General features: G+C 54.0%; 11 protein-coding genes. 7 read left to right on the forward strand and 4 right to left on the reverse strand.

The features are described 5' to 3' along the window. Positions 1 to 153 precede the first annotated feature (153 nt). Complete coding sequence (locus B1748_RS11850; protein ID WP_256975631.1) at positions 154 to 2,043, forward strand: CotH kinase family protein; 1,890 nt, start codon at positions 154 to 156, stop codon at positions 2,041 to 2,043. 77 nt (positions 2,044 to 2,120) lie between these two features. On the opposite strand, the gene B1748_RS11855 is transcribed toward B1748_RS11850, so the two are convergent. Both B1748_RS11855 and B1748_RS11860 read right to left on the reverse strand, forming a co-directional pair. After that, positions 2,121 to 3,224 (reverse strand): alpha/beta hydrolase family protein, encoded by a 1,104-nt coding sequence (locus B1748_RS11855; RefSeq protein ID WP_087568125.1) that lies wholly within the window; start codon positions 3,222 to 3,224, stop codon positions 2,121 to 2,123. Positions 3,225 to 3,236: 12 nt separating this feature from the next. Continuing rightward, complete coding sequence (locus B1748_RS11860) at positions 3,237 to 4,088, reverse strand: helix-turn-helix transcriptional regulator (protein ID WP_087568126.1); 852 nt, start codon at positions 4,086 to 4,088, stop codon at positions 3,237 to 3,239. Between the two features lie 903 nt (positions 4,089 to 4,991). Here B1748_RS11860 and B1748_RS11865 point away from each other — a divergent pair. From B1748_RS11865 to B1748_RS11875, 3 genes are read left to right on the forward strand one after another with little or no spacing between them, the layout of a single operon-like run. Then, positions 4,992 to 5,882 carry an MDR/zinc-dependent alcohol dehydrogenase-like family protein gene (locus B1748_RS11865; protein WP_143810289.1) on the forward strand — a complete coding sequence of 297 codons (891 nt, stop codon included), beginning with the start codon at positions 4,992 to 4,994 and terminating at the stop codon, positions 5,880 to 5,882. A 1-nt stretch (position 5,883) separates the two neighbouring features. Further along, positions 5,884 to 6,894, forward strand: a complete 1,011-nt coding sequence (locus B1748_RS11870) for an alcohol dehydrogenase catalytic domain-containing protein (protein ID WP_087568128.1) — start codon at positions 5,884 to 5,886, stop codon at positions 6,892 to 6,894. A 23-nt stretch (positions 6,895 to 6,917) separates the two neighbouring features. Then, positions 6,918 to 7,919, forward strand: coding sequence for an SGNH/GDSL hydrolase family protein (locus B1748_RS11875; protein WP_087568129.1), 1,002 nt, complete (start codon positions 6,918 to 6,920; stop codon positions 7,917 to 7,919). Positions 7,920 to 7,972: 53 nt separating this feature from the next. On the opposite strand, the gene B1748_RS11880 is transcribed toward B1748_RS11875, so the two are convergent. Continuing rightward, positions 7,973 to 9,259 (reverse strand): sensor histidine kinase, encoded by a 1,287-nt coding sequence (locus tag B1748_RS11880; RefSeq protein WP_087568130.1) that lies wholly within the window; start codon positions 9,257 to 9,259, stop codon positions 7,973 to 7,975. A gap of 1 nt (position 9,260) precedes the next feature. Next, positions 9,261 to 9,938 carry a response regulator transcription factor gene (locus B1748_RS11885; RefSeq protein WP_087568131.1) on the reverse strand — a complete coding sequence of 226 codons (678 nt, stop codon included), beginning with the start codon at positions 9,936 to 9,938 and terminating at the stop codon, positions 9,261 to 9,263. Positions 9,939 to 10,201: 263 nt separating this feature from the next. On the opposite strand from B1748_RS11885, the gene B1748_RS11890 reads away from it, so the two are divergent. The 3 genes from B1748_RS11890 to B1748_RS11900 are packed head-to-tail and all read left to right on the forward strand — an operon-like array spanning position 10,202 to position 13,930. After that, on the forward strand, positions 10,202 to 11,032 hold the full coding sequence (locus B1748_RS11890; protein ID WP_087568132.1) for a polyphosphate polymerase domain-containing protein: 831 nt from the start codon (positions 10,202 to 10,204) through the stop codon (positions 11,030 to 11,032). Further along, on the forward strand, positions 11,025 to 11,717 hold the full coding sequence (locus tag B1748_RS11895) for a DUF4956 domain-containing protein (RefSeq protein WP_087568133.1): 693 nt from the start codon (positions 11,025 to 11,027) through the stop codon (positions 11,715 to 11,717). Before B1748_RS11890 ends, B1748_RS11895 begins: the two co-directional genes overlap by 8 nt. A gap of 38 nt (positions 11,718 to 11,755) precedes the next feature. Beyond that, positions 11,756 to 13,930, forward strand: a complete 2,175-nt coding sequence (locus B1748_RS11900) for a carbohydrate-binding domain-containing protein (protein ID WP_087568134.1) — start codon at positions 11,756 to 11,758, stop codon at positions 13,928 to 13,930. Positions 13,931 to 14,227: the final 297 nt, after the last annotated feature.

The raw sequence follows: 14,227 nt of genomic DNA on the forward strand, positions 1-14,227 counted from the left end.
AGACTCCGATGCGCTTGTCTGCGCCGGAGTTTTTTTCTATTTGGAAATGCTCAAACGTCTGCCGTTATTAGTACGGGCGGTTCAGATTCATTTAAGAATAGGGGGTTACGATGGAGCTATGACCAAATAAGTATGGAAAGAGGGCGATCGCAAATGCAACGATGGGGTGGAGCGAATAAGATCATGGCGGCTTTTTTGTGCTTGGCCATGCTGGCGGCATGCAGCTTCGGAGGAAACCGCCAATCAGGTACGGCATCGGCGGCGGGTTATGCCGCGGAGATGGAAAAGACGGAGGTGATGTCGATCGCTATTGAGGCGGACGAGACAGAGTGGCAGGGAATGCTGGATACGGCCACGGAGGAGCAGTATATTTCGGCGAATATTACAATCAATGGATCCACGATCGAGAATGTCGGGATCCGCCCGAAGGGCAACTCCAGCTTAAGGCAAGTGGCGGGCGACGATACGACGGATCGCTACAGCTTCAAGATCAAGTTCGACGAATACGTCAAGGATCAGACCTGGATGGGTCTCGACAAGTTGGTCGTCAATAATATGATTACGGACAACAGCTACATGAAGGAGTATCTCAGTTACGACATTATGAGCTATATCGGCGTGGACGCCCCCTTGTTTGCCTTCGCCGACATACAGGTGAACGGCCAGGCATGGGGCTTCTATCTCGCCGTCGAAGACATCGACAGCGGTTATCTTGCCCGCGCCAAGGGAGACGAGGGCGAGCTGTACAAGCCGAACAACGACGACGGCGGCATGGGCGGCGGGATGGGCATGCCCGGCGGCAATTGGCCCGCGGGCGAAGGAATGGGCATGCCGGGCGGCAACTGGCCCACTGGCGAAGGAATGGGCATGCCGGGCGGTAACAGGCCCGTGGACGACGGAACGGCTATGCCCGGCGGAGAAGCTGGCAGCGGAGAAACAGCCGATGAGGCAACAGGAGCTCAGGGGCAGCTGGCTCCGGGCACCGGCGGAGTGAATGGAGCGCCTCCGCAAGGAGAGTTCGGCGGCATGGGCGGTGCCAACCGCGGCGGTGGCGGCGGTATGAACGGGGGAGGCAACGGCGTCTCGCTGGTGTATACCGACGACGAGATCGCCAGCTACTCCGCGATCTTCGACAACGCGGAGACAAAGACGACGGAGGAGGACCATAAGCGTGTCATTGAAGCGCTGAAAAATTTAAGCAGCGGTACGGATTTGGAGAAGTACGTGGACGTTGACGCCGTTCTGCGATATTTTGCGGCTCATACGGTTGTCGTCAATATGGACAGCTATACGTCCAACATGGCACACAACTACTACCTTTACGAAAATAACGGACAGATCAGCATGCTGCCATGGGATTACAACATGGCGTTCGGCGGCTTTATGGGAGGCTCGGCTTCGGATGTGGTCAACCAGCCCATCGACACGCCGGTGACCGGCGTAACGCTTGAGGAGCGTCCTATCCTCGGCAAGCTGCTGGAAGTGGAGGCGTATAAGGCGAAATATCACGAGTACCTGCAGGAGATCGTCGACGGCTATTTCGCGGACGGCAAGTTCGAGCAGAAGGTGCAGAGCTTGAACGAGCTGATCGCGGAGTGCGTGAAACAAGATCCAAGCGCTTTCAACACCTATGAAGAGTATGAAACGGCTGTGGCGGAGCTGATCAAGCTTGGCACGCTGCGTGCCGAGAGCATACAGGGTCAGCTGGATGGCGAGATCCCGTCGACGTCGGAAGGGCAGCAGGCTGCGCCGGACCTTCTCGTCGATGCGTCTTCGGTCGATCTCTCGAAGCTGGGCGAAAACGGTCCGGGCGGCCGCGGCGGAATGGGAGGCATGGGATTCGGCGGATTTGGCGGAGGTCAGGGCTTTGGTGGTCAAGGCGGCCCCGTAGGCCGGATGCCAGGCAACGCGGGAGCGCGCGGACAAACGGCCCCGACTGAGGGGCAGACAGGGGCGCAGACCGATGGGCAGACACCGGCCCAGACTGACGAGCAGACAGGGGTGCAGGGACAAGCAGCCCCGTCTGATGTGGCAGAGCAATAAAACGTGTTAGGAAAACTCAATAAAGCCTCCCGGATGCCGATGGGCATTCCAGGAGGCTTGCTTTACCTATTTTGTTGTTAATCCTGTTCAGGAAAATGCGCAATTCCTGAATCTCCTTTAAGCACGTTACAGAAGCTTTCAATCCCATCGTTCGCCAAATCCAATTCATGTTCCCCGTCAAAAGCTTTTGCATAAAACCGATGCGCAATGTTCAACTTCTGATAAAGCGCGGCAATCTTATCGATTTCCGGCCGGGCATGCGCATATTGAAAAAGCTCGTCCCGGATGCCGACTTCCAAATATAAATGCCGCGGAGCGATCAGCGCGCCTATCTCGGCATCCAGAAATCGGTTCCCCGCATTAAACCAAGTGAAGTCGGGCCAATCAATAACAAATCGATTATTGATAAAGCAGGACGAATAGGCCGCCTTTATTCTAGTATCTAGCGCGGCGGTATACAGGGTATAAAAACCGCCGTAAGATAATCCGATCATCCCGATTTTGGAAGGATCGATATCCGGCCGGGAAGTTAAGTAGTCAAGCGCCCTTTGGATTTTAAATATTTCAACCGCGGTAATGGAACTTCCCAAATGCTTGAGTTGATTATCGTATACGTTTCGCTGATGCTCAGGGCCGTAGGTATCGTTCCAAAGGATTAATTGCGGCGCGAAAACAGCCACTCCTTGCTCCAATACCCTGCGTGTCATATCGTTATAATTATTATCGCCATAAAATCCCGAGCAGAGCTCGGGCGTACCCCCTCCGCCATGTTGAGAGATGGCAAGAGGATACGGCCCCGGCGTATGCGGAAGGAACAAGATGCCATACGTCGTTAAACCGTAGCCAGCCGCGACTTCGACACGATAAATGCTTCCCAGCGCGTCTTTGGACACGTAAATTACATTCGCTTCAGGAACCCCTTTAACGTCGGGGGGCGATTGGAAATCAGCCGCATACTCCTCGCCCAAAGGCCATCCTAACATATTTTTTACCTGTACTCGCATTCGTCTAGCATCTTGCTCATATGCAGCTACGCTTGCGGTGCTTGGTTGAAAAAAAGCAGTGCGTTTCGCTGCCGAATCGTTGCGCATCCGTTCAATCAATGCTTCAAATTCATCTTTTTGTTTTTTACGGTATCCATAGCCTTCAGTTACTTGTTCGGTATAGCGTTCCTGATCCATCCAAAACCCTCCTCAGTTTGATTTTCCTTTCGGTCCTTTCAGATGCTTGCGCCATTCCGCCGGGCTCTGCCCGTAGTGGGCTTTAAATATCCGGGAAAAGTAATGAACGCTGGCAAATCCCGTATCTTGGGCGATAGCGCTAATCGGCAGATCGCTTCCGGACAAGTAGCTGGCAGCCGCCTTCAAACGAAGGTCCCGAAGATACTCAAACGGCGTCATCTGCATATGTTTCTTAAATAGCCGCACGAGATAAGAGGGGTCCAGGGCGACGACTTCCGCAAGAGCTTCCAGCGTAACGTTTTCTTTATACCGCCAATCCATGTAATCAATCAGCAAATCAACCGCGGCGCGCGACTTGTGCTTCACCTTGCGTTCTTCGCCAGCCGATTTCTCCGGATCCTCGATCATGTGGGCGATAAGCTTGTACGTCTTGCGAATCTCCAGCAAGCATACATCCCCGAGATTCGAATCTTGTCCGGCCAGGCCCGTCGATTGGAGATGATAAACAAAATCGAGGGTTTGAAGGATCGAAGATGCGAGCATTGTTTTGGAATAGATGCCTTTATGGGCCTGCATGAAATTCCACTCATCCACTTGTTGGTCGGTGAACGGGAACTCCTCGATCTCATCAAGCTCCAGAAAACGGAATTTCGCTTCCGCTTGCAGGCTCTCCAGCTCATGCGGCGTCGAGGCAGCCAAGATAAACACGGCCGGCGCTTCCGCTTCGCATATATTCGCTCTCCACATAAACCTTACTTTTCCTTCGGTAATATAGAGAATTTCATAACTGGACGGGTGCATCCCCCCGCCAGGCAGCTCCGCCGACCTGGATAAGGTTCCTACTCCGCAATTTCTAATTTTCAACAAGATCCCTCCTTCCGAAAACAATGTCAATATTGTTCAAATGGTTGATTGATAAAAATCCGGATAACCACTGAGTGTAAAGATAATATCAAAATAATAAAAGGGCAATAATGTGATGTTTTTTGTCTTACCCTAGTATACAGCCAATCCGTTTATTAGCAAACACAATAAAGCATCCCGGATGCCCCCACAATTCCAATTGCTTTCCAAAATAGGGGGGGATAATCGTTTATTTTCCGAGGAGCCAGACCAATCAAAAAAACGGTAATTGCTGATTTGTAGCGGAATGAAACGCGCTGCACCCTCAAAGGACGGTGCAGTCGGTTCTAACGGACTCACGAGACATTATTAGCCTGCTTTGCTCAAGGATCAAATGCTAACGGACAGGAGCGCCGTTATATGGCCGAAATATAGCGAAAAGCTGCTCGAATGGTGCAAATAGGGTCGCGTGTGTCCGTTAGATTTTAGAAACATCATTTATTCGTAGAATAGCGACGCTCTTGTCCGTTAGACGCTTACCTAGGATGTAAAATCTTTTTTTTGCCACTTTCTACAGTTCATATTGGATTTGCCGGCGAACATGGTTCATGAAACTGGAGGATTGGCATGCCAACTTTTGCGGAAAGGAGATGCGGAGGCGAAAAGTTGAATTAATAGATGTCAATAATGTACAAATGAGATTCGGATAAATGTCTATCGGGCACCGAAATTAAAGGAAATTATTTAATTGAATAGGAGTATATCCTGCAAATACTTATTACCTGTTCTGTTGTACACTAGACCCATACAGCATCATATTCTGCAAATGAAAGAGAGCTGATTTCAATTAAAGCGCTACAGATAACGGGAAAGAACGCGTTCGAAATTATTACGATTCCATCGGAAGCTCCGCAAGAAGATCAAGTGACAGTACGCATAGAGATCGTGTCCACCTGCCCGCGATGGGATATGAATATGATGGGCGGCAAGGATATGTTTGATGCGACCAAGGAACCGGACTATCCTTTGCTGCCAGGATTCCCCGGGCATGAGATGGCAGGAACCGTTGTTGCGGTTGGCAGCAAGGTGACGTCGCTTAAGGTTGGAGACCGAGTGGCGGCATTGGAGCATCTGCTAGGCAACGGCGCCTATGCGGAGTACTTGAATTACCGCACTCATGAGTTGATTAAACTTCCCGATGAAGTGAGTTGGAAACAAGCCGTTTCCTTTGAATTGCTTAAGTGCGTATTGATCGGACTGCTGCAATTTGGCGATATTACCGGCAAATCGATGCTCGTATCCGGACTGGGTCCTGCCGGTATGCTTGCGATGCAGGCCGCCCGATTAATGGGAGCTGCAAGGGTTGTCGCCGTTGATATTAACCGCGATCGGATCGCTTATGTAAATGAACTCGGAATCGGATTGGCAAAGCACTTGGACGATCTGGAGGGTGAGCGCTTCGACCTCGGCTACGATTGCGTAGGGGCTGCGCCTTCCGTACAGGGTCTGTTAGAGCGAACAGATTCGCATGTAGTCATCTTTGGCGTGCTCAAGGGCGAAATCCGATATGGCGATCATCTCTGGTTAAAGGGGATGAAGCTGGAATCCTATCGATACCGGAAGTTCGGGGAAAGCGATCAGGAGCTGCTCCTTGACCTTGTCATCCATAAAGGATTAAACACGGAATGCCTGCAAACGCACCACATTCCTCTATACCGCTACCAAGAAACAGTCGAGCTGCTGCAAAAACAAGAGGCGATCAAAGTGTACGCATACCCTCCTGTCGATTTTGCCGCCGATGCGAAGGAGGGATAACATGCGAGCCGAAGCCGTCGTATTTACAGGCGTAAGACAAGTTAATTATATGGAAGTTGATGTTCCCGAGCCGGGACCCGAGGATGTCGTCATCGATCTCGAGTATTCCTGGATCAGCAATGGCACGGAATCCTCCTTCCTGTACGGGGAGAGAATTTCCGGAGAACAAGTCACACGGCCCGGGGATGTGCTGCCGTTCCCCCAAGTGGCCGGTTATCAGAAGGTTGGCATCATTAGAAGCGTCGGCGAACAAGTAACGGACCTGGTACCCGGGGATCGGGTGTTTGCTTCGATCAGCAGGGTAAACGGAATGAAGTTTGACTCCGGCGGCCACATCAATCCTTCTGTCACCCACGCCAGCCAAGTCTGGAAGCTGCCGGCGAATGCTGAGCCTATCGCATACAGCGGGGCGGTTCTCACCCAGGTCGGATACAATTGCGGCACACGTCCCGCAGTGACGCCCGGCGATATCGCCGTCGTCATCGGAGACGGGATGGTCGGTCAATGGGCCGCGCAGACGCTCGCTCATAGGGGAGCCGACGTGACCGTTCTGGGCAGGCATGATCAAAGATTGGCGTTGCTGCCTTCGTCGATTGGCTCCTTCAATTTGAAACGGCAGGCTTTGTCGGATTGGATCGGCGATCGCACGGATATTGCTGTAGTCGTCGACACGGTCGGAGCTATGGATACATTTCGTGAGCTGAAACCCGCGATGAAGCTGAATAGTCATCTTGTATCGGCCGGTTTCCTCGGAACCGAGGGGATGGTCGATATCCAGGAACTGCGGGCGCAGGAGATCACGCTGCACAGCCCCTCCGGGTGGACAAAACAGCGAATGGACGATACGATAATCGGGATACGCGATGGCTGGCTGCAAACGCTGCCTCTTATCACCCACAGGATAAAGGCGGAAGACGCGGAACAAGCCTGGAACATCATCATGGGCAAATCCGATTTTTTTCTGGGCATCGTGCTCGAATGGTCGAAGGGGAAGGAATCAGGAGAGGCCTGATCAATGAGGAGTGAAGTCGTTAGATGACAAACAAACAACTAGCGGAAACATTCGTATTTATGAAAGAAGAAGCCTTGCCCCTCAGGTACAAACCGCTGGCCGGCGAGTCTACAGCTATGCGAAACCGTTCGAGAAAGGATCTCGCGGATACGATTCATTACGAGGAAGGCAAGGACTATATTGTCGACTATGGGGAAGGCACGATTCGCCGCGCGAACGGCGGCCGTATTCCTGATGGTTCCCTTCATCCGATGTACGGGGTAAGCGAGTTCGATCACAATCGTTACTCCGATTTCAGCAATCAGGCATACACCGTCTACTTGGATTACTCTACGGAGTCCGTGACGGAGGACCGCAGCCTGACGACCGTAGATATCGACCGTTCGGGCTTGTTGAGGCGGTTGGTCGGCAAGCTGGAAGCGGGAGAAGAAGCCGTCTACGTCGTCTACGGGGACAGCATCAGCACGGGTGGAGAAGCCAGCGAAGAAGGTTTGGCGTACTTCGGCAGAATTAGGGACACACTGCTAAACTTATATAAAGAAGGCCGTATTCGGATTGTAAACAAAGCAATCGGCGGCGAGGATACAAGCGGCGGCGTAAGACGAGTGGCTAGCGACGTCGTTCCTCTCAACGCGGATTTGGTCTCTATTGGTTACGGCATGAACGATCAGAACAAGCAGGCGGACGGCCATACGACGACTCTTGAAGATTTCGAGAAGAACCTTCGATTTATGATCGATACGATCCGCAATGCCGGCGATAGCGATATCCTTCTCGTTACGCCATGCGAGCCCAATCCGAATTGGCAGCATACGAGCGGCAAAACCGCTCTGTATGCCGACGTCATTCGCCGCTTGGGCGACGAATACGGCATCGGAGTGTTAGACGCGCATGCCACCTGGGCAGCTGAGCTTGCCGCCGGCAAGACGCATGAGAGCCTGCTGCTCAACAACATCAACCATCCGAACGATTACGGCCATTGGATCTACAGCAAAGCTCTCTCTCCGATGCTGAAAAAGCGATAGGGGATCGGCATAAGTTACAGCCTCTCCCATGTATGGAACGCACACTTTAGCTCTTAGTGAGCCGGCAGCTGCAGCAGGAACGTCGTCGATTCGCCGACCGTGCTTCTTGCCTGCAGCTTGCCGCCGTGCTGATCCACGATGGACCGCGCGATCGCAAGGCCCAGTCCGTAGCCGCCCTGCGAGCGGGTACGCGAGGTATCCGTACGATAGAAGCGGTCGAAGATCCGGCCGAGATGCTCCGGCGCGATGCCTTCGCCGGTATTGGTGACCGACAGCACGACATCGTGCTGTTGTTTTTTTAGCGCGATCGTAATTTCGCCGCGCGGATTTGCGTACTTGATGGCGTTGTCCAGGAGAATCATGATGACTTGCTTCATCTGCTCGGGACTGCCGACCGTCTTTAACCCGTGCTCGATGTCGTAATCCAATCGAAGCTGCTTCTCAAAAATCACCGCCTCCATCGTCAGCATGATCGTCTCCAGCGTGTCGCTGAGATCGAATTCCGCGTGCATCATGGTGGAACGCGCCTCGTCCATCTCCGTCAAGTACAGCAAATCGCCCGTCAGCTTCGCCATCCGGTGGGTCTCCTGCTTGATGTAGTGCAGCCACTTCTCCTGGCTTGCGATCGTATCCTCGCGATTGGCGAGCAACACATCCGTATTGGTCTGAATGACGGCCAGCGGCGTCTTGAGCTCATGCGAAGCATCGGCGATGAACTGCTTCTGCTTTTCGAATGCTTGTTTAACAGGCTGGATGGATCGATTGGCGAAGAACCGGCTGATAAAATAGATGACGATCAGCATCCCGAGACCAACGGCCGCGAACGTGTAGATCAGCTTGGTCAAAATAGCCTGCTGCGCGGTGACGTCCATGAATACGTACAACGTGCCTACGTTCGTCTCCTGCGCGTTAAACGCCCAGTCATTGCCGTCGTGCGCGAATTGTCCGGTCTCTCCGCCGCTCGCAAGTGCCTTGCGCAGCGCCTCCTCGTAAAAACCATCTTCCAGATCGAACGGCGAATCCGCCGCTTTAATCGTGCCGTCCGCGCTTGCCAGCAGCATAAACGAGACGGTTCTGCCCGGGGGCGGTCCGCCGTAGCCCGATAGGATCGGCAGATTGCCCGGCAGAACGTTCTGGAGGCCGCCGCCCGGCATCCGCCGCTTGCCGTCTCCGCCGAGAGGCATCCGGAAAAACTCGGATGTTTTATGCAGCTCAATATCGATATCTCTCCGTACATCCTGATACGTGATCGTATAGATCGTGACAAAGGCGACCAGCATCATGACGGAGATCGTCACAAGGTTGAGCAGGAGGAAACGGTTTTTCAGCTTTTTAAACATGTTATTTGGCCACCTCCAGCACGTAGCCGACGCCCCGGATCGTGTTGATCTTCACCTCGGAGTGGAGGAAGGTCAGCTTTTTCCGCAGGAACGAAATGTACACCTCCACGTTGTTATATTCTACTTCCGAATCGAATCCCCACAGCTTCTCGATAATTTGTTCCTTCGACGTGACTGCTTGCTTCCGTGTCGCCAGCAGCTCCAGCAGCTCGCATTCCTTTAGATTAAGCTTCAGCTCCTTGCCCTTAACGGTGACCTTTAATTGGGCCGTGCTCAGCTCGATATCTCCGAAGGAGATGCCATCCTCGGGGATGACCTCGCCCTTGCGGCGCAGCGCCGCCCGAATTCGCGCCAGCAGCTCTTCGGTAGAGAACGGCTTGGCGATATAGTCGTCGGCACCGTGATCGAGCCCGGTTACTTTATCCGTGATTTCGCCTTTGGCCGTCAGCAAAATGACCGGTGTGGGCATGCCTTCGCCCCGCAGCTTGCGAAGCACCGTCATGCCATCCATCTCCGGCATCATGATGTCGAGCAACAGCAGGTCGTAGATGCCGCTCAGGGCGTAATCGTAGGCGGAACGGCCATCATGCACGACGTCTACGGAGTAATGTTGTTTCTTTAATATTTGTGATAAGGCCTCGGCCAAATGAGTTTCGTCTTCCGCGATCAATATCCTCATCGTGTATCATCCCTTGCTTGAAGTCTTTGTTGGTTATCTCATTATAGCAATTCAACCTTGAATCAACCTTAACTTTGCATTGCGGCCCGCATCGGATAACAAAGAGTTTGCGCGGGTGCTTGCGGACGGCCCCATATAATGAAACGGAAACTTTTTGGAGGAATTGTAAAGGTGTTTAAGGTTCATTCAAGGTTGAAGGGCTAATATACAGACAAGGCAAGCGGCACTGTGAACACGGCAATCGACGAAAGGGAGGATCGGCAATGGCCATTGAGGTATTTAACCGATACGAAAATAAATATTTGCTCGACGATGCGGCATATCGGAGCTTCTACTACGATCTGCTCGACCATATGGAGCTGGATGACTATAACAAGCAGCATGAATACTATTCGATCTGCAATTTGTATTTTGATACGGCGCATGATTCGCTCATCCGCACCAGTCTGTCCAAGCCGAAGTACAGGGAGAAGCTCAGACTGAGAGCCTACGGCGTACCCGGCGAGGAAGCGAAGGTGTATCTGGAGCTCAAAAAGAAGGTGTTCGGCCTCGTCAACAAGCGCAGAACGGGATTGAAGCTGGCCGAGGCGTACGACTTCGTCCGTACGGGGATTGCCCCGGAGCACCAGTCCTACATGAACAAGCAGGTGGTTGCCGAGATTGCTTACTTCCTGAGCCGCTATGAGCTGGAGCCCAAGGTATACCTGGCCTACGAGCGTAAAGCGATGTTCAGCAAGGAGAGCCGCGATCTGCGCATTACCTTCGATACCAACATCCGCCACCGGCGTTACGATCTGGGGTTGGAGCTCGGCGATCATGGCGAGCCTCTAAATCCCGAAGGCAAGTGGCTGATGGAGGTCAAGGCGGAGAAAACCGTTCCGATGTGGCTGTCGAGGCTGCTTTCGGAGCATGGCTTGTACCGTACGAGCTTCTCCAAATACGGCAACGAATACAAAAAAACGGTGCGCGGCGGCCTGGGCAGCATTGTCGTTCCGGGAGGCAATTTCGTCACGACTGCGGGCCTCGCAGCCGCAGCGTCCAGCCAATCCCACTCTATACCTCAACAAGAAAGCGAGCGTGTCTTATATGTTTGATTTTCAAAGTTTATTTAATCCAACGACGGCAGAGACGACGATGACTTTCGGCTCGGCGGTAGCCACCATTTTGATCGCGATCGCGCTGGGCGTTATTATTAGCATGACATACATGCGCACGAACCAGAGTGGATATTCGCCGAACTTCACGCTCACGATGGTTATTCTTCCCGTCATCGTCGCCATTATTATCCTTCTCATCGGCAGCAACATCGCGCGGGCGTTTAGCCTCGCGGGCGCTTTCTCCATCATCCGGTTCCGCAGCGCGCCCGGCGATCCCAAGGACATTGCTTACGTGCTCTTTACGATGGCGGCAGGACTTGCATGCGGCGTCGGAGCTTTCGGCTATGGGGTGCTGTTTACGATTATTTTGTGCGTGCTCATGTTCGTGCTAAGCAAGATCAAGTATGGCGCAAGGAAGGCCGAGCAGAAGCAATTGAAGGTCACGATTCCGGAGAGTTTGGGCTACGAGGAAGCATTCCGCGAAGTGTTCGAGCAATTCGGGGTGGCGTATGAGTTAAAGCGAGTCCGCACGACGGAGCTGGGAAGTCTGTACGAGCTAGTATATGGAGTAACGCTCGGGCAGTCGGTGAACCAGAAGGAACTGCTGGACGCGATTCGCTGCCGGAACGGCAATCTGGATGTGTCCCTGACCATGACGCCGACCGTAGTGGCGGATTATTAACTTTTATATTTCGGAGATTCGGAAAGGGAGGATACCAGATGAAGAGTGCAAAGATCAAACATTATATAGGCGTTATCGCATTGTGCGCCGTACTTTTGACGTCGGCTTGCAGCAAAAATGACGACGGAGCGGCAGCGGCTACGGCTGTCCCATCGACGGAGCAGGCGGCAGCCCAAGGATCTGCGGGTTCAGCAGCTCAGGAGCAGGTTAATCTTACGATGGATGATCTCGTCACGTTCGATGATGAGGACTACGATACAGCCTGGAGTGCGGACTCGGCGACGAGCATCACCTTCGAGGGAGAGAGCGCTGCCGTCAGCGGCAGCGGGGCGAAGGCGGGGGAAGACGGATCGGTCAGCATAACGGCTGCGGGCACCTATGTGCTGAGCGGGCAGCTGAACAATGGACAGGTTACGATCGATGCGCCGGACGAGACTGTTCATGTCGTACTAAACGGTGTTGGGTTGAGCAACAAGGACAATTCGCCCTTCTACATCGTTGAGGCTGGAAAGGTTATCGTCACGCTGGAAGAAGGGACTGATAATACGCTCACCGACGGCGCGGATTATGTCTACGCAGATGCAACGGCGGACGAGCCGGATGCGGCGCTGTTCAGCAAGGCGGATCTGATCATTAACGGCACCGGTTCTCTTACCGTGAAGGGCAACTATAATGACGGCATCAAAAGCAAGGATGATTTGCTGCTTGTGTCCGGCGAAATCAACGTAAAGTCCGTCGATGACGGGCTGGTGGGCAAGGACAGGGTAGCCGCGCTGGATGGTGTGACGCTGACCGTGGATGCGGGCGGAGACGGTTTGAAGTCGACGAACGCGGAGGAAGAGGGCAAAGGTATTGTCGCGATCGGCGGAGGGGCATTCGATATCGTCTCGGGCAACGACGCGATTCAAGCGGAGACCTCGCTGCTCGTCGAAGACGGCGCGTTCAAACTGGTCAGCGGCGGCGGTAGCGCGAACGGCGAGACGCATGTCGAGGAACGCGGCGGTTGGGGCGGCGGCCAAGGCATGATGGGCGGCAGGCAAGGCGGTACAGGAGGCGCTACTGGTACAACGCCCGGTGGCGCTGGAACAACGGGAGCCGCTGCGAGTACGTCTGCATTAAATGCGGATAATGTTGAAACGGAGGCTCTTCCCTCCAGCACCTCCGACGGTGTAACGACTGCGACGGAGACGGAGTCGACCAGCGCCAAAGCGCTGAAGGCAGGCGGAAGTCTGCAAGTGAACGGAGGCTCGTTCGAAGTCGACGCAGCGGACGATGCCGTGCATACGAACGGCAGCCTGCTCATTAAAGGAGGCACATTCCTGCTAGCAAGCGGTGATGACGGTATTCACGCCGACGCTTCGGTCACGATTGCCGGAGGCGCGATCGAGATTACGACAAGCTACGAAGGCATAGAAGGCTCGACGATTACCGTCTCGGGCGGGGAGATTGCGTTAACGGCATCGGATGATGGCTTCAACGTCGCCGGAGGCAACGATTCCAATGCAGGTATGCCGGGCCGTGCTTCGCAGGACAGCTTTGCGGCAGGCTCCGATCGGTTGCTGACGATCAGCGGAGGCACGATCGCGGTAAACGCGAACGGCGACGGGCTGGATGCCAACGGCTCCATTGTAATGAGCGGCGGAACGGTATACGTGAACGGACCGACGGGCAACGGCAACGGCTCGCTCGACTACGACGGCACGTTCGACATCAGCGGGGGTTTGCTGATCGCGGCGGGCAGCTCCGGCATGGTGCAGGCAACGTCGGAGACCTCTACGCAGCAGTCGATCCTGATGACCTTTCCGCAGTCGCTGCAAGGCGGCACGAGTGTGCGTCTGGTCGACGGCGACGGCAACGAGATCGCGGCCTTCGCTCCGGAGAAGACGTTCCAATCCGTGTTGTTCAGCTCTCCGGACATTAAGCAAGGCAGCACATACGTCATCTACTCCGGGGACACGAAGATCGTAGAGTTCGAGGTGACGAGCTCAGTCACTTGGGTGAACGAATCCGGCATTACGACCGGTGGCGGCATGGGCATGGGCGGTCCCGGCGGCGGTATGGGAGGCGGAGGCGGCCAGCGCCCGGATCGCGGCCAGCGTCCTGAAGGGGACCAGGGCGGTCAACCGCCAGAGGGCTTCGAGCCGCCGGCTGATGGAGCGGCTCCGCCCGCTGGAGCGAAAGCCCCGGCTGCGGGAAGTCCGCAGACGCAGTAGCGTTGCCGAAAGGAAGTCCGCAGACGCAATAGCGTTGCCGGCAGAATGCATATGATGTAACAATGATTATGGAGCGAAAAGCGGTATAGGCCTTCATTCGTGTACATGAACCGTCAGGCAATCGGCTGGAATTAACAGCTTGTGCCTGGCGGTTTTCTGTCATTATGTCCTCGGAACATAAGCGTGCGATAACAATTGTACGAATATACACAAATATTAGCCCAGAAGCGTTAGTTTTCGGTTTATTTGTGTATATCTACACAAATATTGACTTTGCGGACCCCTGGGCGGGGAGTT

It is taken from the genome of Paenibacillus sp. MY03 (assembly GCF_002165585.1).
GTDB classification, from domain to species: domain Bacteria; phylum Bacillota; class Bacilli; order Paenibacillales; family Paenibacillaceae; genus Pristimantibacillus; species Pristimantibacillus agaridevorans.